This is a genomic window from Curtobacterium sp. AB7, assembly GCF_044909335.1.
Taxonomy (GTDB): Bacteria; Actinomycetota; Actinomycetes; order Actinomycetales; family Microbacteriaceae; genus Curtobacterium.
The window spans coordinates 100,433-119,443 of record NZ_JBIYED010000001.1 but is presented as its reverse complement, the minus strand read 5'-3'; the positions used below and the strand labels follow the sequence as shown (position 1 = coordinate 119,443).

The following is a 19,011-nucleotide window of genomic DNA, read 5'->3' as shown; positions in this document are numbered from 1 at the left end:
CGGCTGAACGTCCGTACACCCCGCCGGTTCCCCGGCGGGGTGCGCTCGTCGTGGGTGCGAGGACGTCGCGCCACGCCCGAGACCTGGGAGTCCACCCCTGTTCGGGTGACACCGAAAACCAGGTGAGGTTAGCCTTACCTAACGTGACACCCATCGAACTGCTGACCACTGCCAACGCCGAGCGCTACCGGTCGACCGTCGGGTCGACGGTGGACCAGCTCGCCGACCGACTCGCCACCGTGGATCGCCCGACGACCGCGACCAACCCGGAAGCGCTGCACGACCGGGTGCGCGCGGTCGACCTGGACGCCGCTCCCGTCGGGACGGAACAGGCGCTCGCCGAACTCGACGACCTGTTCGTCCGCGAGGCCGTGTGGTTCCACGACCCCGGCTACCTCGCACACCTCAACTGCCCGGTCGCGCTGCCCGCGGTCGCCGCCGAGTCCGTCCTCGCCGCGGTGAACCCGTCGGTCGACACCTGGGACCAGTCCCGCATCGGCACCGACATCGAACGCCACGTGATCGATTGGCTGGCCCGTCGTGCCGGGTTCGCTGCCGGTGACGGGGTGTTCACCTCGGGCGGTTCGCAGTCCAACCTGCAGGCGCTGCTGCTGGCGCGCGAATCGGTCGGCGTGGCCGGCACCGTGTTCACGACGGCCGAGACGCACTTCAGCATCGCGAAGTCGGCACGACTCCTCGGTCTCGAGGCCGTGGTCGACGTCGCCACGGACCACGCCGGTCGGATGCGGCCGGCGGCCCTCGCGGAGGCGATCGCCGCGACGCGGGCATCGGGCGGGACCCCGATCGCGGTCGTCGCGACCGCCGGCACCACCGACCGCGGGGTCATCGACCCGATCGAGCCGATCGCCGACGTGTGCGACCTCGAGGACGTCTGGCTGCACGTCGACGCCGCGTACGGCTGCGGACTGCTCGTGTCCCCGACGCGTCGGCACCTGCTCGCCGGCATCGAGCGGGCGCGCAGCGTGACGACCGATCTGCACAAGTCCTTCTTCCAGCCGGTGTCCTCGAGTGCACTGCTCGTCCGTGACCCGGCCGACCTGCGTAGGACTGCCTGGTACGCCGACTACCTCAACCCCGAGGACGCCGCCGAACCGAACCAGGTCGACAAGTCGCTGCAGACCACCCGCCGGTTCGACGCCCTGAAGCTCTGGGCCACCCTGCGCGCGACCGGGGCCGACGCGATCGGCACCGCGTTCGACGCCGTCATCGACCTCGCCGCCGCCACCCACCGGATCGTCGAGGAGCACCCCGACCTGGTGCTCGTCGCCCCGACGCAGCTCAGCACCGTGCTCTTCCGCTGGCAGCCGGCCGGGGTGACCGACGAGCAGGCCGACGCGCTCGTCGCCCCGATCCGTGCGGCCCTCCTCGCCGAGGGCCGGGTCCTCATCGCGAAGACCGTGATCGACGGCCGACCCTGCAACAAGCTGACGCTGCTCAACCCCGAGACCACCCCGGCGCAGATGCGCGCCTCGCTGGAGCACGTCGCCGCGACGGCCGCGCGCGTCCGAGCCGTCACCACCACCCCGGAAGGAGCGATCCGATGAGCCACGACGAGCAGCCCGTCCACGACCTGATCGGCATCGGCATCGGCCCGTTCAACCTCGGCCTCGCCTGCCTCACCGACCCGCTCGACGACCTCGACGCGGTGTTCCTCGATGCCGCCGACGGCTTCGCCTGGCACCACGGCATGATGCTCGACGACGCCACGATCCAGGTGCCCTTCATGGCGGACCTGGTGACGATGGCCGACCCGACCTCGCCGTTCTCGTTCCTCGCCTGGCTCAAGGAGACCGGCCGCCTGTACCCGTTCTACATCCGCGAGGACTTCCACCCCCTGCGCAGCGAGTACGACGCCTACTGCCGGTGGGCCGCCGACCGGCTCGACACGCTCCGCTGGGGCCGGTCCGTCACGGCGGTCGAGCACGACCCGGCGACGGACGTGTTCACGGTGCACGCCGAGACCGATCAGGGTCCCGAGACGTACCGCGCGCGCCACGTCGTGGTCGGCATCGGTACGGAGCCGTCGGTCCCCGCCCCGCTGCGTGGGATCGCCGGACCGGTCATCCACTCCGCCGAGTTCCTGCCGAACCGCGACGCGCTCCGCGGTGCCGCCTCGATCGCGGTGGTCGGCAGCGGGCAGTCCGCTGCCGAGGTCTACCGCGAGCTGCTCGAGGACCTGCGCCAGGACGGCTACCGACTCGACTGGATCACCCGGTCGCCGCGGTTCTTCCCGATGGAGGACACGAAGCTCACGCTCGAGATGACGAGCCCGGAGTACACGGACCACTTCCACGGCCTGCCCGAGGGGGAGCGCGACCGCCTCGGCCGCGAGCAGCGCGGGCTCTACAAGGGCATCAGCGCGGACCTCGTCGACGAGCTCTACGACCAGCTGTACCGGATCAGCGCTCGAGGCCCGATCCCGACGACCCTGCGCACCGAGACCAGCGTCGTCGACGCCGAGTGGCTCGCCGACCGGGGGACGTACCGGCTGACGCTCCGCCACGAGCAGCTCGGCGAGACGTACGAGCACGAGGTCGAGCGGCTGGTCCTGGCGACCGGGTACACCCCGCGGGTCCCGCGGTTCCTCGACCCCGTCGAGCACCTCGTCGCCCGCGACGGTCGTGGGCGCCTGGCCGTCGCACGCGACCACCACGTCGACACCCTGGGCGGACGCATCTGGGTGCAGAACGCCGAGGAGCACACGCACGGCCTGACCGCGCCCGACCTCGGCATGGGTGCGTGGCGCAACGCGTCGATCATCCGGTCCGTCACGGGTCGCCCCGTGTACGGCCTGGAGGCCCGGATCGCCTTCCAGGAGTTCGGCCTGCCCGCAACGGACCAGTCCACGACCCCACCCGACGGCGCGCACCGCGCGCCGGCCCGGCAGACGACCGAGCGCACGGAGGTGCCCGCATGAGCACGCACGTGACGGGCGCCCGTCTGACGGGCACTGGACTGGCCGGTGTGCCCGAGGTGCCGGTGTCTGCCGGAGTCACTCCGGGCCTCCTGACCGTCGAACCCGTGGACCCGGATCGCGACGCCGCCGTCGTCCGGTCGTGGCTCGCCCACCCGGCGTCGTCGTGGTGGGAGATGGGGCACCTCGACGTGGCGGGCGTCCGCGACTACCTGGCCGGGGTGCAGGCCGACCCGGCGCAGGCCGCGTGGCTCGGCCGACGCGACGGTGAGCCGTGCTTCCTGGTCGAGACCTACGACCCCGCCGTCGTCCTGCTCACCGACGTGTGGGCGGCGGAGCCGGGCGACGTCGGCATGCACCTGCTCGTCGCACCGGTCCCTGCCGGCGGACGCGTGCACGGACTGACGAGCGCCGTGATGCGCGCCGTCGTCGAGCACTGCCGCGACGCCCTCGGTGCACGCCGGGTCGTCGTCGAGCCGGACGTGCGGAACACCGCGGTGCAGGCGAAGAACGCCGAGGTGGGGTTCCGCGCGCTGCGCCAGGTGGACGTCGACGGCAAGCGGGCCCTGCTGTCGGTGCTCGACACCGACCGGATCGGCGTGACGGACGACGACGGGCCGGCCGCGCACCTGCGACCCGAGCACCTGGAACCCGCCGAACGGCACCTCGTCGCGAAGGCCATCGCCGAGTTCACGCACGAGCGGCTGATCGCACCGGTTCCGGACGAGGAGGGCTGGCGGCTCGACGCGGCGGACTCGACCTACCGGTTCCGCGCACGGCAGCACGTGCTCGAGCACTGGTCGATCGACGAAGCCTCGCTGACGCGCACTCGCTCTGGGATGCCGACGTCACTCAGTGCGCAGGACCTCGTGCTCGAACTGCACGAGGTCCTCGGGATCCCGGACGAGCTGCTCGGCACGTACCTGGAGGAGATCGCCTCGACCTTGGCGAGCGCCGCGGCGAAGCACCGGCGGGGTGGCCCGTCCGCCGCGCAGCTCGCGCGTGGGCGGACTGGCGATTCCGTCGAGGCTGCCGTCGCCTCGTTCCAGGACGTCGAGGCGGCGATGACCGAAGGACACCCGGCGTTCGTCGCCGCGAACGGGCGGATCGGGTTCGGGCTCGACGAGTACCGCGCCTTCGCGCCCGAGGTCGGCGGCCGGTTCCGCTACCGGTGGCTCGCCGCCCGACGCCAGCACACCCACCTGGCGCTCGCCGCGGACCGCACCGAGCGCGACCACTGGGCGGCCGAGCTCGACCCGCAGACCATCGATGGGTTCCGGGCCGTGCTCGTGTCCCGCGGCCTCGACCCCGACGACTACGTGTGGATCCCCGTGCACCCCTGGCAGTGGCAGCACCGGATCGCCGTGACGTTCGCACCCGACCTGGGGCGGCAGGACCTCGTCGACCTCGGTGAGGGGCCGGACGAGTACCAGCCGCAGCAGTCGATCCGCACCGCGTTCGACCACTCGGACCCGACGCGCTCGTACGTCAAGACGGCGCTCGCCGTGCAGAACATGGGATTCCTGCGGGGGATGTCGCCCGCGTACATGCGGAACACCCCGGCGGTGAACGACTGGGTCGAGTCGATCGTCGCCGCCGACCCGACACTCGAGTCGGTCGGGTTCTCGGTGCTCCGGGAGCACGCCGCCATCGGGTACACCGGCGACGCCTACCACCGGGTCGACGTGTCGTCGCCGCAGCGGAAGATGCTCGCGGCACTGTGGCGGGAGAGCCCGCTGCCGCGGCTGGCGGAGGGCGAACGGCTGCTCACCATGGCGGCGCTGCTGCACCGTGACGCCTCGGGCAACGCCGTCGTCTCAGCGCTGATCGAGGCGTCGGGACTTCCTGCCGACGAGTGGGTGCGGCGATGGCTCGACGCCTACCTGTTGCCCGTCGTGCACTGCCTGACCGTGCACGACCTGGTGTTCATGCCGCACGGCGAGAACCTCGTGCTCGTCGTCCGCGACGGTGCCGTGGTCCGTGCCGTCATGAAGGACATCGGGGAAGAGGCCGCGGTGCTCGGGCGGCACGACGACCGTCCCGTGCCCGCCGACATCGACCGGATCGTGCACCCGGTGTCCGACGACGAGGCCGCGCTCGCGGTGTTCACCGACGTGTTCGACGGGGTGCTGCGGTTCGTCGCGGCGATCCTCGACGACGACGGAGTGTTGCCGGAAGGCCGGTTCTGGCAGGTCGTGGGGGAGTGCATCGACGCGCACGCCGCCGCGCACCCGGACCGCCGGCGGCCGCTGGACCTGCGGGTGCCGACGTTCGAGCACTCCTGCCTGAACCGGCTGCAGCTGCGGAACACGCTGTCGATGGTCGACCTGGCGGACCAGTCGTCGTCGCTCATCCGGGCGGGGGCGATGCCGAACCCGATCGGGCGGTAGGGGCTGCGGGCGGGAGCGGACTCGACTACGGCTGCAGGCGGGTGGCCGACCAGGTGCCCTCGTCGAGCACGTACTGCAGCCGGCGGTGCATGCGGTCGCGGCTGCCGTGCCAGAACTCGACGACGTCGGGCTCGAGCCGCCACGCCACCCACCCGGCGGGTCGTGGCACGGCGTCGTCGGACTCGTCGAGCAGCACGTTGGCGTCGTCGATCAGGTCCTGCAGCGTCCTCGGTTCGAGCACGGCGGACTGGTCGGCGATGGCTGTGGCGGCGCGGGACTTCGGCGAACGATCGGCAAACAGCGCGTCGGACTCGTCGTCGGACAGCTGCACCGCCCGGCCCTCGAACCGGAGCTGCTGCATGGTCTCGCGCCAGTAGACCTGCAGCGCCGCGTGCGGGTTGTCGGCGAGCTGACGACCCTTCGGGCTCAGCGTCGAGGTGCCGAACACGAGCCCGCGATCGTCGAGCCGCTTCACGTCGACCGTGCGGGCGGACACTCGGCCGTCCGCCCCGGCCGTGGCAAGGGTCATCGACTTCGGCTCGGAGACGTCGCGTTCGTCCGCGGCATCCAGCCACTGCTGCGCGAGGTCGAGCGGCGACGCCGGGGGTGCGTCGAACTCGGGCAGGTGCAGGGAGTCGTCACCGGACAGGGAGGAGGACATGACTCCACCCAACCGTGCTCAGTCCTGCCACGTCCAGGCTGCCGGGGGACGCCCCCCGCGGGGTCCCGCACTCGCTGGGAGGTCGACCCGGGCAAGCGCGGTGTTCGTGCGGAGCGTCCGGTTGAGGTTGCCCGGGTCCGGTGCGGTCCCCGTCAGTGCGATCCGCAGCCGAGCGGCGTCCGCCGTGGTGAACGGATCACCGAGGAGTGCCCGTGTGAACGGGAGGTCCGACCAGAGGAGGACCCGTGCGCGCTCGAGCGCCGAGTCGACGATCCGGTCGTGGTCGAACGGCAACCCGAGCGGCAGCGCACCGACGTCGTGCCACGTCGCGTCGGCGTGCGCTGCCGGGTCGATGACCGCGAGGAACGCGATGCTGATCGCGGCGTTCCGTGGATCGCGGTCGGGTCCGTCGAACGCGCCGACCTGCGCGAGGTGTCGCACCGCTGCCGGGCCGATGCCGGTCTTGGTCCGCAGGGCGCGCCGCGCGCCGTCGGCGAGGATCTCGGTGCCGTCGAGGAGCACGCCGGGGAGCGCTTCTCGTCCGGCGTACGGTGCGTACGCCCGACGCGCGGTGGCGATCCGCAGACCGTCCGTCGTCGCGAAGGACACCGGGACGACGTCGATCGCGATGAGCGGTTGGTCGCGGATCGCCGCTGCGGCATCGGTCACGCGGTGGCCGCCCGGCGGGTGGCACGAGCCGAACGCTCGTCGCGGAGCGTCTGGCGGACGTCGGCGAAGGACTGGAGGCGCGTGAAGCGGCCGTCGACCCAGACCGGCTGGAGCAGGCTGGTCGCCTCGTCGTCGGCCGTGGCCTGGTCCGTCTGCCGGATCTCGCCGGTCTCGTCGCGGTGCAGGGCGATGCGGCCCTTCGCGCTCTTCTTGCCGCTGCCGGTCTTCGGGTCCTTCTGGATGTCGACGGGCTCGCCGTCGACGAGTGCCCACGTGGCCTTGACCGCGCTGCCGAGGTTGTCGCGGGTCATGTACTGGTACGTGTACGACCCGATGCCGAGCACGATGTTGTCGCTCGAGTACCCCTTGGCGGCCAGGCGCTCGTAGATGCGGCGGGCACGGTCGAGCGTGATGCTGTCGCCGTAGATGACGCCGATGTGCTGGTCGAGGACCTTGAAGCCCTGCTCGTTCACGGTGTGCCCGAAGATCTCGTCGAGCAGTTCGACGACGCCCTTCTGCTCGTGGCTGCGGTCGGCGGCGAACAGTTCCGCCTCGTCGACGCCGTGCACGGTGCCGGTGACGATGTCCACCGGGTCGCCCGAGTCGGGTCGGATGACGAGTTTGCCGTCACGACCAGTGATGCGGTCCTTGAGCTGCGGCAGGGTCTCGGTGATGACCTTGAACAGGTCGAAGCCGTCGCTGACCGCCGAGACGATGCCCGTCGGGTACACGTCGAGGATCTGCTCGAAGGTCGCCAGCTCGCCGTCGGCGCCGCGGACGCACATCACGCTGTGCTCGGTGGCGGGCACGCTCGCGGCCACGAGGCCGTTGTCGCCCGGGTAGTAGCGGTCGATGAAGTCGAGCGACGGCATCGAGTCGGTGCCGAGGAACGACAGGAGGTGGCCCGCGCCGCCGGCTGCGGCCGACTCGATGCTCGACTGCCCACGGAACGAGAAGTCGTGCGCGGCGAAGTCGATGCCGGCCGGGACCGCGCCGGTGCGGGCGGCCCAGTCCTCCATCAGGTCGCGGTACTCGAGCGCCTTCGTCGCGACCGTCGACGGGTGCCAGATCGACGCCGACAGGGCGGTCTCGATGTAGTTGGGCAGCCAGTAGAACTCGTCGATCGTGTTCTCGACGGTGAGGGTCGCGACGCCGATCGGGGCGAGGGTGCCCTCGGGAAGCGCACGGATCTCGAGGGGGAGGAAGCCGAGACGGTGCAGGGCCCGGACGTGGTCGGTGCCGATGTGGTTCGGGCCGAAGTAGCTCTGCAGCGCTTCGTCGAACAGCCGGACGACCTCGTCTTCGTCTGCAGCGAAGAAAGGCGCCCAGGCCTCGACGAGCGAGCGCTGGATGAACGCCTGCAGTCCGAACACCACGGCGTGCGTCGACTCAGGCATGTGCGCGTTCGACCGGTTCGTCCAGTTGATCAGGATGCGGGTGGTGCCTGCCGGGTAGACCTGCCGGTGCGAGTGCTTGTAGCCGTCGACGGCCAGCAGGGGCGCGATCGGGCTCGCCGTGGTGATGCGCGGCTCGATCCCGGTGCTCGTGCTGGTCGTGGTGCTCGTGGTCTGCGTCATCGGATCTGCTCCGTCAGGTAGGGGGTGAGTGCGATCGTGCGCAGGCCGTCGATGGCGTTCTGCGCGGGGTACGAGTCGGTGGTGACGATCTCGCCGAAGTGGTCGGCGAGCTGTGCGGCCCGACCGGAGAAGACGCCGTGCGAGACCCAGAGGCCGAGGCGTTCCTTGGGCAGACCCGTCGAGCCGGCGAGGCCCATGAACGTGCCGCCGCCGTCGCAGATGTCGTCGACCACCAGGAACCGTCCGGTGTCGGGCAGGGGTTCGCAGGTGAAGCCGTCGAGCTTGCCGGTGTCGGGGTTGCGGTGCTTCTCGGCCCGGTAGAGCGGCAGCCCGCACGCCTCGGCGACCGCGGTGGCCCGGAGGACCGCGCCCTTGTCCGGGGCGATGATGCCGGTGTACGGGTCGCCGCCGTCGTACCCAGGTGCGCTGACCACGGCGTCGCGGACGACCTGCTCGCTCGTGACGACGGTCAGGTTGTCGACGAGTCCGACGATGACCGGCGAGTGCGGGTCGAACGCGATGACCTGGTCGAGGTGGAAGCCGTTGAGGATGTCGGCGTAGACCTTCGCGCCGAACGGCAGGCCGCGGTCCTGCCGCGCACCGGGCAGGTAGGGGACGAGCGCGACGGACATCGAGCCGCGCTGTCGCACGGCGTCCGCCCACATGCCGAGCATGATCAGGTCGTCGCCGTTCGTGCCGCGCAGGGTCGCGATCTCGGTGAGGTCCCCCGGCTCGGCGGTGTCGTTCGCGACCTTGACGTGGGCTTCACCGGCGGGGAACCGCATGGCGGAGAACGTCGGTGTCGTCTGGTTGCCCTGGGCATCCCAGGTGCTGAGTTCGACTGCCATGACTCGACCGTACCACGGTAATTGTCAGAATGACAAGAAGCCGTGTCGACTCCCCGGCCTCAGGGTGTCGGGACCTGGACGGAGACCAGTTCGCCGTCACCCAGGTGCACGATCGCGGAGCCGACCTGCACGCGCTCGACGATGCTGCTGCGCGGCAGGCGCATGCCGAGCAGGTCGCCCTCGGTGATCGTCTGCGGACTGAGCAGGGCTCCGGACCGGCGGCGCTTCATGTCGACCTGCCACCCGGTGAACCCGACACCGAACTCGGCCGTCAGGCCCGCGGCGACGATCGCCTGGCCGTTGTCCGCCGCGCTCTTCACGAAGGCCTGCAGCCAGCTCTTCGCCGGGGCGTCCTTGACGAGCTCGGCGTCGTCGATGACGAGGACCCGGCGGCCGGGCCGACCGTCGAACAGCGGTGCGAGGTCGTCCTCGGCGAGGTCGACGCCTTCGTGGGCCGCGAGGACACCGGGCTCGGTGGCGAGTGCGCGGAGCGGGGACTGCCGCGGGGTCACGAGCACGACCTCGCCTCCCTCGCGCAGGACCGACCGGGTCATCGACAGCAGGACGGCGCTGCGCCCGGACTTCGCGGGTCCACCCACCACGAACGATCCGGCGGTTGCGAGGTCCGGACCGATCGCGGTGAGGTCGTCACCGCCGATGCCGACCAGGCCGAACAGCCCGGCATCGTCGTCGCGCATCTCCCATGCGCGCTCGAACGGCACCGGGCCGGAGAGCTGGTCCACCCGGAACGGACGGCGGGCACGTTCGACCGCGCGGTCGCGTTCGGTGGCGAAGGTCGCGAGGGCGGTGATCGCCGCGGCCTGCGACTGGCCGGTCCCGGCGGCGGCGAGCAGCGCGATCTGGGTCTCGGTCGCGGACTCGGAGGCGAACGCGCGACCGTCGGGCACCTGCTCCGGGAGCTTGCGCGGGTTGAGTGACGCGAGCCCGTAGTCCCCGCGGTCCGACAGCCGGAGGACGAGCTTGTCCTCGACCAGGGTCGCCATCCGGCTGGAGAGCAGTTGGCGGTCCCCGGTGACGACGAGGTGGATGCCGACGCTCGCGCCCTCGCGCAGCAGGGTCATCACCTGGTCCGTCGGGGCACCGTGGTCGAGTTCTCCGAGGGAACCGACGAAGCCCTCCCACCGGTCGAGCATGAACACGACGTGGGGGAGCCGCTCGGCCGGCACCACTGCAGCGGCGCGCTGCTCGACGATGCTCGCGAACCCGCCGTCTGCCAGGACCTGCTGCCGCCGGGCGAGCTCCTGCGTGAGCTTCGTCAGGAGGCGCTGCGCCCGCTCGGTCTGCACCCGCTGCACGACCGCGCCGGCGTGCGGGAGGGCCTGGATCGGCAGCAGTGCGCCGTTGCCGCAGTCGAGCGCGTACACGTGGACGTCGGCCGACGAGGTGTTCCGCGCGATGGCCGCCGCGATGGTGCGGAGGACCTGCGAGCGGCCGCTCCGCGGGGCGCCGACGACGTACAGGTGGCCGTCGGAATCGAGGTCGAAGCTGCGCACCCGCTGGGCCTGCTCGGCCGGGAAGTCCTGGAACGCGAACGGCAGCGGGGTCAGCCGGGCGTCGGTCACGGTGCTGTCGTCGAGCTGCCACGCACGGTCGTTGAGGTCGGTGAAGAGCAGGGTCTCCGGCAGGGCGTCGAGCCACGGCCGGTACGGTGCCGGCCCGCCGAGGTCGACCGCGGCCTGGGTGACGGCGCTGACGAGCTCCTGCAGGTCGGTGCGCGCATCGGTGTGCTGTTCCTGCGACTTCGGCGGCGCCGGCGGGGTGGTGCCGAGCGCGGACCACGAGACGGCGCCGGCCCAGACCTGCTTCCGCTGGGTCGACTGCCCGGGACGGCGTCCACCGACGCGACCGGACTGGAAGGGCAGCAGCGCACCGGCGCCGAGCCGGATGTAGCCACGGCCCGGCGTGCTCTTCTGGATCTGCGCCGCGTCTCCGGCGTCGATCACGTCGGTGCTCTCGCTCGAGTCGGTGACCCGCAGCGCGATCCGCAGGTTCGTGTTCGCGCGGATGTCGTTCGACACGACGCCGGTCGGACGCTGGGTGGCGAGGATGAGGTGGATGCCGAGCGAACGGCCGCGTTGAGCGATGTTGACGAGCCCCGTGACGAAGTCGGGCAGCTCCCGCACCAGGCTCGCGAACTCGTCGATCACGATGAGCAGGCGCGGCATCGGCGGCAGGGGCTCGCCACGGCTGAGGCGGTCGAGGTAGTCCTCGATGTCCTTCGCCGCCGCATCGGCCAGCAGGTGCTCGCGACGCCGGAGCTCGGCGCCGAGGGACTCGAGTGCCCGTTCGACCAGGTGCGTGTCGAGGTCGGTCACCATGCCGACGGTGTGCGGCAGCGGTGCGAAGTCGCGGAACGCCGCGCCGCCCTTGTAGTCGATGAGGACGAAGTTCATGCCCTCCGGTGTGTTCGTGGCCGCGAGCGAGGCCACGATCGTCTGCAGGAGTTCGGACTTGCCGGAGCCCGTGGTGCCGGCGACGAGCCCGTGGGGGCCGTCCTTCCGCAGGTCGAACGCGAACGGACCGTCGAGGCTCTCCCCGACGACCACCTCGGTCGTCCGCGGTCGGACGGTCCACTTCCCGGTGATCGCCCGGGCCGTCGGCGGTTCGAGCAGCATGACGTCGAGCAACCGCGACGAGGTGGGGAGGCCGCCGGCATCGCTCTCGTCGTCGGCGTCGACCATCGGTGCGACCGCACGGGCGACCGTCTCGAACCAGCCGTCCGGGATCCGGTCGGGACGCACGTCGGTGACCGTCGCCTGGCGTTGGGCGGCCACGCGGATGCGCTCCGGGCCGACGGTGACGACGACCGAGCACTCCTCCGGCAGCAGACGCGCCTCTTCCTCGATGCAGACGGACCGGACGCCGACCGCCGGACCTTCCTTGAGGATGCGGATCAGGCCGGGCAGCGCGCGGAGCCGTCGAGCGCCGTCGAGCACGACGACGATGTCCGGACCGGGGATGCCGCGCAGGTTGGACTCCCGCATCGCCCGCTGTCGTGCATCGATCAACTGACCGACCTCGGCCACCCGGGCGCCGAGCGTCTCGGCGTCGTTGCCGATGGCGATCACCGCGTCCTGCCCGAAGCCCGGACGGGCCTGTGGGATCCACCGCAGCCACGCCCACTCGTCAGCCGACCGGGTGTCGGTCAGCACGACGAACTGGGTGTCGCGCGGGCTCTGCAGCACCGCGAGTTGCGCGACGAACCACGACGTGAGGTGGCGGGTGTGCTCGTCACGACCCGCGACGCCGACGACGCCCTGCACGCCGAGGTCGACGACCACCGGCACGTCCTCCGCCAGCTTGTCCACGGCGCGACGGTGCTCGAGCGCCGCCGGGTCCTCGAGCACGACACCGGACGGCACGTCAGCGGTCCCGACGCGGAGCGTCAGGTAGTCCGGATCGGTCCGGCGTCGCTCCCACAGGCGGGCGCGACGCCGCAACGCGACGTCGAGCACGGTCGCGGGGTCGGGTGCGCTCGTCCGCAGCTCGCGCTGGTACCGGACCACTGCCTCCAGGGCGTCCGCCTCGACCGCCTTCTTGGTCTCCTCGTACTCGGCGACGCGCTGCTTGTGGGTCTTCTTGCCGTTCCGGCGGTCCCACCAGGCGTTGCCGAACATGATGATCGGCGACATCAGACCGAACGCGAGGTACGCGACGTTGTGGAAGATCGAGATCATCACGGCGGCCATGCCCAGCGGCGCGAGCGCCGCGATGATCGGGATGGAGCGCCGCGACTGCTGCGCCGGCACGGCCGGCAACTTGAACACGGAGGGGTGGTCCTCGGGCAGGAGCCGCGGCGGCCGTGTGTAGTCGAGCGAGCCGCCGCCGGCGGTCAGGGTGATCGCTGCTCGGTCGGCGTCCGGCACCGCGACCGACAGCAGGGTGTCGCCGATGGTGACGATGCTGCCCGGCTCGACCGCGGTCTCGTCGTCGATCTCGGCGCGGTCCACCAGTACCGTGGCGCCTTCGGTCGGCGTGATCGTGAACCGACGGTTGAGGTCGAGCCGCAGGATCGCGGCGTACTCCGGTGCGCTCCGGTCCGGCAGGGGCACGGTCGCGTCGGGCGCTGAACCGACGTGGGCGATGCCGGCGTCGAGCACCACGACGGTGCCGGCGCCAGGTCCGCCGACGATGCGGACGCTCGGCAGGTCACCGGGCAGTGGGAGCACCGGGGCCGGGGCCCCGAACGTCAGCCGAGCACCCTCGAGCAGGACGCCGTCACCGATGCGGGCGTGCGGGGTGGTCGGAACCGCGTCGACCGCGACGTCGACGATCGCCGCGGCCCCGTGGCCGAGCCGCTTGGCGACGACCTCGACGACCTCGCCGAGCAGGGTGTCCTCGTCGCACTCCACCACGAAGTCGGCGGAGGCGCTCGACGGAAGGTGGCTCGCGGTGAACGTCAGGCGCACGTGTGGCGCCCTGCACCGGAGATCGTGGTCGTCGTGGTCGCAGCGCGGTGGTCGGACGAGGCCCCCCGCAGCGTCATGCTGCCGCTCATTCGTCGATTCTCGCAGGTTCCCCGGTCGGGCAGGTCGTGTTGCGTCCGGATTGTGGATGGGCGCTCGGCCTGGAGGCGCGGTGTGGGGGAGCGGGTCGGTTCACCTCGACGCGGGCTCAGTGCAGCCCCCATCGGTCACGTCGCGCCGTGGATGCGTCGGACACGAACGGCCAGGTCATGCGCTGCACGTGCGCGGGCGGTGCGCCGCCGCCAGCGGGCGTCGTCATCGTCCGCCCCTCGATGGACGGGATGCCTTCAGGTGACGACTTCCGATGACGACGCCGACGACCAACGCGATCGCCCACACGACGTACCGGATGAGCCACGCGGTCGGTCCGTCCCAGGGACCCGTGTCGTACTTGCCACCTGGGAGGAGGGAGACGCCGACACCGATGGCCAGCACGATCACCGTGTCGCGGGCGAATGCGGCCCAGCGGCGTCCGGGTGTGCGGGGGACCCGTCGTGTCATCGCTTCCTTCGCGGGTCGGTGGTCGTGGTCGTGGTCGTGGTGGTTGTCGTGGTCGTTCTCACTCGGCGTCTGGAGTGAGCACCAGCCCGAGGGCGAACTGGTCGGCCAAGGGCGCAGCGAACGACTCGTCCGCACGCTTCGGGATGAACGTGGTCAGGACGGCGGTCAGCGGATCGGGCAGCTGTCCGATGGGCTGCACCCATCGGATCGTCGTGGACGGAACCGCGCGGCGCAGGAGTGAGCGAGCCGGTGTCTCCGTCCGGTCGAGGATCCTCGTTGCGGGGCCGAGTGCCGTCGTGACGGTGGACACATCGGCATCCGCTGTCCGTTCGGCGAGCGGGAGGAGTGCGTCGTCGACCGCCCGGGCTGCAGCATCGAGTCCTGGGAAGTACTGGATGACCGTGTAGGCGAGTATCTCGATGGTCGGGGCGTCGGTCGTCAGGACGAAGAAGTCGTGGGCATCGACGTCGTTTCGCAGTCGTGCCAGTTCAGTCATCGCCGACTCGAGCGATCCTGCGACACGCTTCGGAACAGGCCGGTGGATGTGGCTGATCACGTTCGCTGTTGCGGCGCGCCCCGCGGTGGCCGGGTCGCCCTCGATGAACCTCGTCCAGGCGTTGACGTAATCGAATTCGAGTCCCATCAGGAGTTCTCCCTTCTCGGCTGTCCGGTCAATTCCTGCATCCCGTTGCGAGCCAGCGCCCGATGCTCGTCACTCCACGCCGGGACTGGATGGCACGGCGACGGTACAGCGACCAGTGCAACGCCACACTCGCGAAAGCAAGCGCTTCCGCGTAGCAGGCGGTCCCCGGGTCTCCGACCGCGAGGAACCCGACTGCCACGGCGGAGAGGAGGACGAACCAGCCGACAACAGACCCGAAGGTCCGAGAAGGCCGGAAACCTCGAGGAGGCGGTTCGACAGGGGGCAGTCGTCCGCCGAGCTCGGTGCCGATGACCGCGAGCAGGATCACGACGGACGCGGAACCGAACGAGAGGGCGATCCCCCATGTCAGCGGCCCTCCGATCTTCGCGAAGACCGAGACCATCAGTTGCAGGATCGTCGCACCGCCCACGGCGGTGAGCGGGACGACCCCGAGCGAGGTCCACGCGATGAGTGATGTGCCCGGAACGGCGGCACCGCGGTGCGGGTCGAAGCGCACGTCCGCAGACCTGCGTCGGTCGCTGCCTGCATCTCGGATCACCGAGAGCTCTCGGAGCAGTTCGTCGATGTCGGACTCGGGCCAGGACGCGAACGGCAGCTCGGCGCGGACGACGTCCGTCCCGTCGATCAGTACCGCGCGAGCCTGCTTCCCGCGGACCGTGCGCGCACGAACGACAGCCGACGCGGATGAGGTCGCTTGCGGTGTGGACAGCAGGACGGATCGGCCGCGTCCGTCGTCGATCACGACCATGCCGCTCGCGACTGAGATGCCGGCTCGCGCTCGGAACCACCCGGGCCCGGATCTCGGACGAACCACCGTGGTCCCGATCCGCAGTCGCGTTCGACGTCGTCCTCGGACACTGAGCACGACGTTCACCAGAGCGGCTGCTGAGACGGCCGCACTCAGCCAACCCAGCACCGCGACGCTGCCGCCCCACCCTCGGCCGAGCAGCGCGAACGCGATGGGGACGGGAACGAGCGCGATCGCCTGCAGGAGCGCGACCACGAAGGTGCGCCGTCGGGCGCGGCGTGCTGCGGTGTCCGGAAGCGGGACGTGGACGACGGCGCTCGCTGTCTGGAAGCCCGTCATCGCGTCCGGATCGAACGCGATCTCGAGACCGAGTCGGTCGGCGAGGTCGTAGAACCCGCTTGATGACACTGCTTGGCGAGGCGTCGCCGGAGCGGCAGGCTCGATCCACCACACGTCCAGTGGGAACACGTTGGTGCTGTCGTCGCTGATCAGGACAACCGCCCCGACGGAGGTGACGACGCCGATCTCCCGTGGCAGTGCCGTGGCGGGAGCCCATGCCGCTCGGCGGATGCCGGAGCAGAGCGTCTCGATGCGGCCGTCCGATCGGACCGAGAAGACCGTGCCATCGACGACGGTCAGACCGATGAACTGGTCACGCGCCGCTGCCCGATCACTGACGACCGCGCTGCGGACGACGAGTTCAGGGAGATCAGTGGACAACGTCGATGCCGTTCGCTACCAGATCGACGTGACGGGCGACCCAATCGGAATAGACCAGTTGTGTTGTGTTCGAGTGCACGCACAACATCATGTCCGCCGGGAGGACCCACGACCAATTGAGACTCTCGCTCACGATGGTGGCATTCGGTTCGTCGCGCCTCGGCGCTGTGATGGCGGCTCGTTGTCGAAGTCGAAGCGCTCGGCCGAGCGTCGTGTTGCGCATCGCCTCGTCGCTCTCGATCGGATCGTCGTAGCGCGCGGCTCGACGGACGACACCCGGCGCAGCACCTCCGAGGGGTCGGAGCGTGAGCGCGATCCAGGACGCGATCGAATCGTCGACTTCGTCGAGGAGGGCCCATGCGGCATCTGCTCCCCGCGCAGCCAGCAGCTGGCCGAGCTCGGAAAGGTCCTCGCGATCCGTCGTGGCGAGGTCCTCGCTGGTCTGGACGCGGTTCGACACGATCCCGAGCGGGGCCATCACGGTGGTGACAGGGACCTCCAGCCGCGTCGTCATCGTGTCCACCCGAACCCTGCCATGAGCACGTCGAAGTGCCCGACACGTGCTTCGACGTTCGTGGGGCCGGGAGCCGTCAGCGAAACGAGGACGAAGGTCCCCTGCTCACCCGGGATGGGAGCGAGGTAATCGACCGTTGTCGTTGACACCTCGACGTCGGCGTTGTCTGCGACGAATCGGTTCAACGCCTCCAGCGAGCGCTGGGACGGCGCGGAGAGGAGACCGATCCCGGTGGCAGGGGGCCCTGCGGCGCGGAGTGCTGCTCCGGCAGTCTCGCTGACTTCCTTCCGAGCACGGATCATCTTGCCCGCGGGGAAGTCGACGACCCGCGCGTCACCCGAGTCGCTGAGCGCCTCTGCGAAGACCTCGAGCGGCAGGGCGCCGACGGTCACGCCGAAGTGCGCCACGGAGACCGAGAAGCTCATCGGCAGCCGGACACCGCTGACCTCGCCCTCGAAGGAGTACATGTCGACCGCTCCTGCGTCGGCGGCGGCGCCGAAGGACTGGCGAAGGTCGTCTCTGAGCCGGCGTCTGGCGATGGCACCGTCCGAGTCTCCGAAGCGCCCGCGCGGGATCGTCCGCTCGACCATCTGGTCGACGACGTGGTCGAGGTCGCCGGAGAGGCGGGTCCGGATCCACCCTTCCGGGAGTTGCAGGCGGTAGCCGGTCACAGAGAGCCGACCTGCACCGACGTCGCGTTCTTCCAGTAGTTGCCGGAGAAGAGGTCGCCGAGGTCGTCAGCAGCGTCGACGACGCCGTCGTAGATGCCCTTCGCCCCGAGTACCGAGGCGGACACGGCTGGGAGCAGGATCTTCGGCAGCATCTCCTGAGCGATCGGCCCGCCGCTCGCAAGCCGGCTGATGAGCACCGGCGCGATCGCACCGTTGGTGAGCGTGTTGTCGAAGAACTTGACCCAGGCCTTGTCGCCGACCGTTGCCGCGCTCGCTCGCAGTTCGGCGTACTTGGCAGAGAAGACCGGTCCCTCCGGGATGCCGGCCGCTCGCGCGCTGTTCGCAGCTCCGCGTGCGCCGGACTGCAGGGTCGACCGTGTCAAGGCCGGTAGCGCGGACGCAGCAGTCTTCGCGGCTCCGAGGCCTACAGCGGACGCCGCGACGCCGACGGCCGCCCACGCCACATCCGACGCTGTGGCGTCTCCGGCGGCGGCCTGCGTTGCAGTGATACCGAACGTCAGACTCGCCACGACGAGACCGGCGACGGCGAACGCGATGAGGTTGACGCCCGGGATCGCGAAGGCGACGATGACCGCGGCCACCACGAGGACGAGGGCGACCACGTTCAGGATGCTCTTGATCGCCTCGAGCACCCCCTTGGCATCGTGGATCGCCTGCTTCACGTGGTCGAACCAGCCGTCCTTCATCCCGTCGTCCGCACCGTCCCGGATGCGGCTCGCGACGCGGTCGGAGAGGTCCCCGTACTCGCCTGCCAGCCCGGACGGGCCAGCGATCCGGTGGATGATCGCCTTCGCCGCGTCGATGTCGCCCTGCGCCGCACTCAGCGCGCGGTCCTGCGCGTCGACCTGGTCCTGGTGGTCCGGGCTGTCGGCCTCGGCGGTGATCGTCTGGTTCGCCGCCGCGCGGTGCGCATCCCGCGCGTCCTGCGCCTGCACCAGGGCCGCGTCGGCCTCGCGCTGGAGCCCCTCGAGCCCGTTCGCCCAGTCGTCGAGCGCCGCGGCGAGCTGGGTGTAGCGCCCCTTCGCCTTCTCGACGGCGCCGGCGAGGTCACCGGCCGAGTCGCGGAACTTCGTACCCGACTCGCTCTCCCAACCCTCGCCGTCCTTGAGGGAATTGAGGTGGTTGACCTGCTCGGTGATGGCCCGTTCGATCGAACGAGCGCCCGATGCGGACTGGCGGATCTCCGTGGGATCGCCGGGCACCGGGTCGATCGGCAGGTCGACGGCGCTCCAGTCGGTGGGACGCGCCATCAGCTGTCCTTCCCGAGGATCTTGTTGGCGAGTTCGACCTCGGTCTCCGTGAAACCGTCGTGTGCGCTCTCAGCCATCTCGGCGACCGCCTTGATGGACTCCTGGAGTCGCCCCCGGCGGATGTCCCAGTTGCTGGCGAACTCGTCGATCGCACTGACGATGGTCGACGAGCCGACCCCGGACTTGTAGTCAGCAGCAGTCGAGGCGACGTGTTCGAAGTCGCCGTGCAGCCTCGATAGATCAGCTGCCAGGCCGCCGATCATGTCGAGATCGAGTTTGAGCGTGCCGCCCACGGTCCCCCCGTTGGTCCAGTCGTCGTTCGAAGCGTGTGCTGCCGGAGCAGCGAGAGCGGTGG

15 protein-coding genes are annotated in these 19,011 nt (G+C 70.7%); 3 read left to right on the top strand and 12 right to left on the bottom strand.

The annotated features are described in order from the left end of the window. Positions 1–143: 143 nt before the first annotated feature. The 3 genes from ABH929_RS00600 to ABH929_RS00590 are packed head-to-tail and all read left to right on the top strand — an operon-like array spanning position 144 to position 5,325. Complete coding sequence (locus ABH929_RS00600; protein WP_263055201.1) at positions 144–1,565, top strand: aspartate aminotransferase family protein; 1,422 nt, start codon at positions 144–146, stop codon at positions 1,563–1,565. Next, entirely contained in the window at positions 1,562–2,938 is a 1,377-nt protein-coding gene (locus tag ABH929_RS00595; RefSeq protein WP_404559768.1) for a lysine N(6)-hydroxylase/L-ornithine N(5)-oxygenase family protein, read from the top strand. The genes ABH929_RS00600 and ABH929_RS00595 overlap by 4 nt, the downstream gene beginning before the upstream one ends. Further along, positions 2,935–5,325, top strand: coding sequence for a GNAT family N-acetyltransferase (locus ABH929_RS00590; protein WP_404559767.1), 2,391 nt, complete (start codon positions 2,935–2,937; stop codon positions 5,323–5,325). Before ABH929_RS00595 ends, ABH929_RS00590 begins: the two co-directional genes overlap by 4 nt. A 25-nt stretch (positions 5,326–5,350) precedes the next feature. Here the strand turns inward: ABH929_RS00590 and ABH929_RS00585 are convergent, their stop codons facing one another. The 12 genes from ABH929_RS00585 to ABH929_RS00530 form a co-directional block, all read right to left on the bottom strand. After that, the gene (locus ABH929_RS00585; protein WP_263055204.1) at positions 5,351–5,986 is read right to left on the bottom strand and encodes a pyridoxal 5'-phosphate synthase; all 636 of its coding nucleotides are present in this window, start codon (positions 5,984–5,986) and stop codon (positions 5,351–5,353) included. Between the two features lie 18 nt (positions 5,987–6,004). Beyond that, positions 6,005–6,655: an NUDIX domain-containing protein gene (locus ABH929_RS00580; protein ID WP_404559766.1), complete on the bottom strand. Its 651-nt coding sequence runs from the start codon at positions 6,653–6,655 to the stop codon at positions 6,005–6,007. Beyond that, entirely contained in the window at positions 6,652–8,232 is a 1,581-nt protein-coding gene (locus ABH929_RS00575) for a nicotinate phosphoribosyltransferase (protein WP_404559765.1), read from the bottom strand. The genes ABH929_RS00580 and ABH929_RS00575 overlap by 4 nt, the downstream gene beginning before the upstream one ends. Beyond that, positions 8,229–9,080 carry a ribose-phosphate pyrophosphokinase gene (locus ABH929_RS00570; protein ID WP_404559764.1) on the bottom strand — a complete coding sequence of 284 codons (852 nt, stop codon included), beginning with the start codon at positions 9,078–9,080 and terminating at the stop codon, positions 8,229–8,231. Before ABH929_RS00570 ends, ABH929_RS00575 begins: the two co-directional genes overlap by 4 nt. Before the next feature lie 59 nt (positions 9,081–9,139). After that, positions 9,140–13,510 (bottom strand): FtsK/SpoIIIE domain-containing protein, encoded by a 4,371-nt coding sequence (locus tag ABH929_RS00565; RefSeq protein WP_404559763.1) that lies wholly within the window; start codon positions 13,508–13,510, stop codon positions 9,140–9,142. Between the two features lie 312 nt (positions 13,511–13,822). Continuing rightward, positions 13,823–14,068, bottom strand: a complete 246-nt coding sequence (locus ABH929_RS00560; protein ID WP_404559762.1) for a hypothetical protein — start codon at positions 14,066–14,068, stop codon at positions 13,823–13,825. A 58-nt stretch (positions 14,069–14,126) separates the two neighbouring features. Beyond that, positions 14,127–14,711, bottom strand: a complete 585-nt coding sequence (locus ABH929_RS00555) for a hypothetical protein (RefSeq protein ID WP_205463297.1) — start codon at positions 14,709–14,711, stop codon at positions 14,127–14,129. A gap of 28 nt (positions 14,712–14,739) precedes the next feature. Continuing rightward, a complete protein-coding gene (locus ABH929_RS00550) occupies positions 14,740–16,200 on the bottom strand; it encodes a hypothetical protein (RefSeq protein WP_205463296.1) in 1,461 nt (486 codons plus the stop codon). Next, positions 16,190–16,723: a hypothetical protein gene (locus ABH929_RS00545; RefSeq protein WP_404559761.1), complete on the bottom strand. Its 534-nt coding sequence runs from the start codon at positions 16,721–16,723 to the stop codon at positions 16,190–16,192. Before ABH929_RS00545 ends, ABH929_RS00550 begins: the two co-directional genes overlap by 11 nt. Then, complete coding sequence (locus ABH929_RS00540) at positions 16,711–17,385, bottom strand: hypothetical protein (RefSeq protein WP_404559760.1); 675 nt, start codon at positions 17,383–17,385, stop codon at positions 16,711–16,713. The genes ABH929_RS00545 and ABH929_RS00540 overlap by 13 nt, the downstream gene beginning before the upstream one ends. Beyond that, the gene (locus tag ABH929_RS00535) at positions 17,382–18,656 is read right to left on the bottom strand and encodes a hypothetical protein (protein ID WP_404559759.1); all 1,275 of its coding nucleotides are present in this window, start codon (positions 18,654–18,656) and stop codon (positions 17,382–17,384) included. Before ABH929_RS00535 ends, ABH929_RS00540 begins: the two co-directional genes overlap by 4 nt. Further along, complete coding sequence (locus tag ABH929_RS00530; RefSeq protein ID WP_263055212.1) at positions 18,656–18,949, bottom strand: hypothetical protein; 294 nt, start codon at positions 18,947–18,949, stop codon at positions 18,656–18,658. Before ABH929_RS00530 ends, ABH929_RS00535 begins: the two co-directional genes overlap by 1 nt. Positions 18,950–19,011 lie beyond the last annotated feature (62 nt).

What these genes read in the sequence shown, in the direction of transcription:
- ABH929_RS00560 (WP_404559762.1), bottom strand. Translation starts at nt 14,068, where the DNA reads ATGACACGACGGGTCCCCCGCACACCCGGACGCCGCTGGGCCGCATTC.
- ABH929_RS00535 (WP_404559759.1), bottom strand. Translation starts at nt 18,656, where the DNA reads ATGGCGCGTCCCACCGACTGGAGCGCCGTCGACCTGCCGATCGACCCG.
- ABH929_RS00585 (WP_263055204.1), bottom strand. Translation starts at nt 5,986, where the DNA reads ATGTCCTCCTCCCTGTCCGGTGACGACTCCCTGCACCTGCCCGAGTTC.
- ABH929_RS00555 (WP_205463297.1), bottom strand. Translation starts at nt 14,711, where the DNA reads ATGGGACTCGAATTCGATTACGTCAACGCCTGGACGAGGTTCATCGAG.
- ABH929_RS00595 (WP_404559768.1), top strand. Translation starts at nt 1,562, where the DNA reads ATGAGCCACGACGAGCAGCCCGTCCACGACCTGATCGGCATCGGCATC.
- ABH929_RS00575 (WP_404559765.1), bottom strand. Translation starts at nt 8,232, where the DNA reads ATGACGCAGACCACGAGCACCACGACCAGCACGAGCACCGGGATCGAG.
- ABH929_RS00570 (WP_404559764.1), bottom strand. Translation starts at nt 9,080, where the DNA reads ATGGCAGTCGAACTCAGCACCTGGGATGCCCAGGGCAACCAGACGACA.
- ABH929_RS00590 (WP_404559767.1), top strand. Translation starts at nt 2,935, where the DNA reads ATGAGCACGCACGTGACGGGCGCCCGTCTGACGGGCACTGGACTGGCC.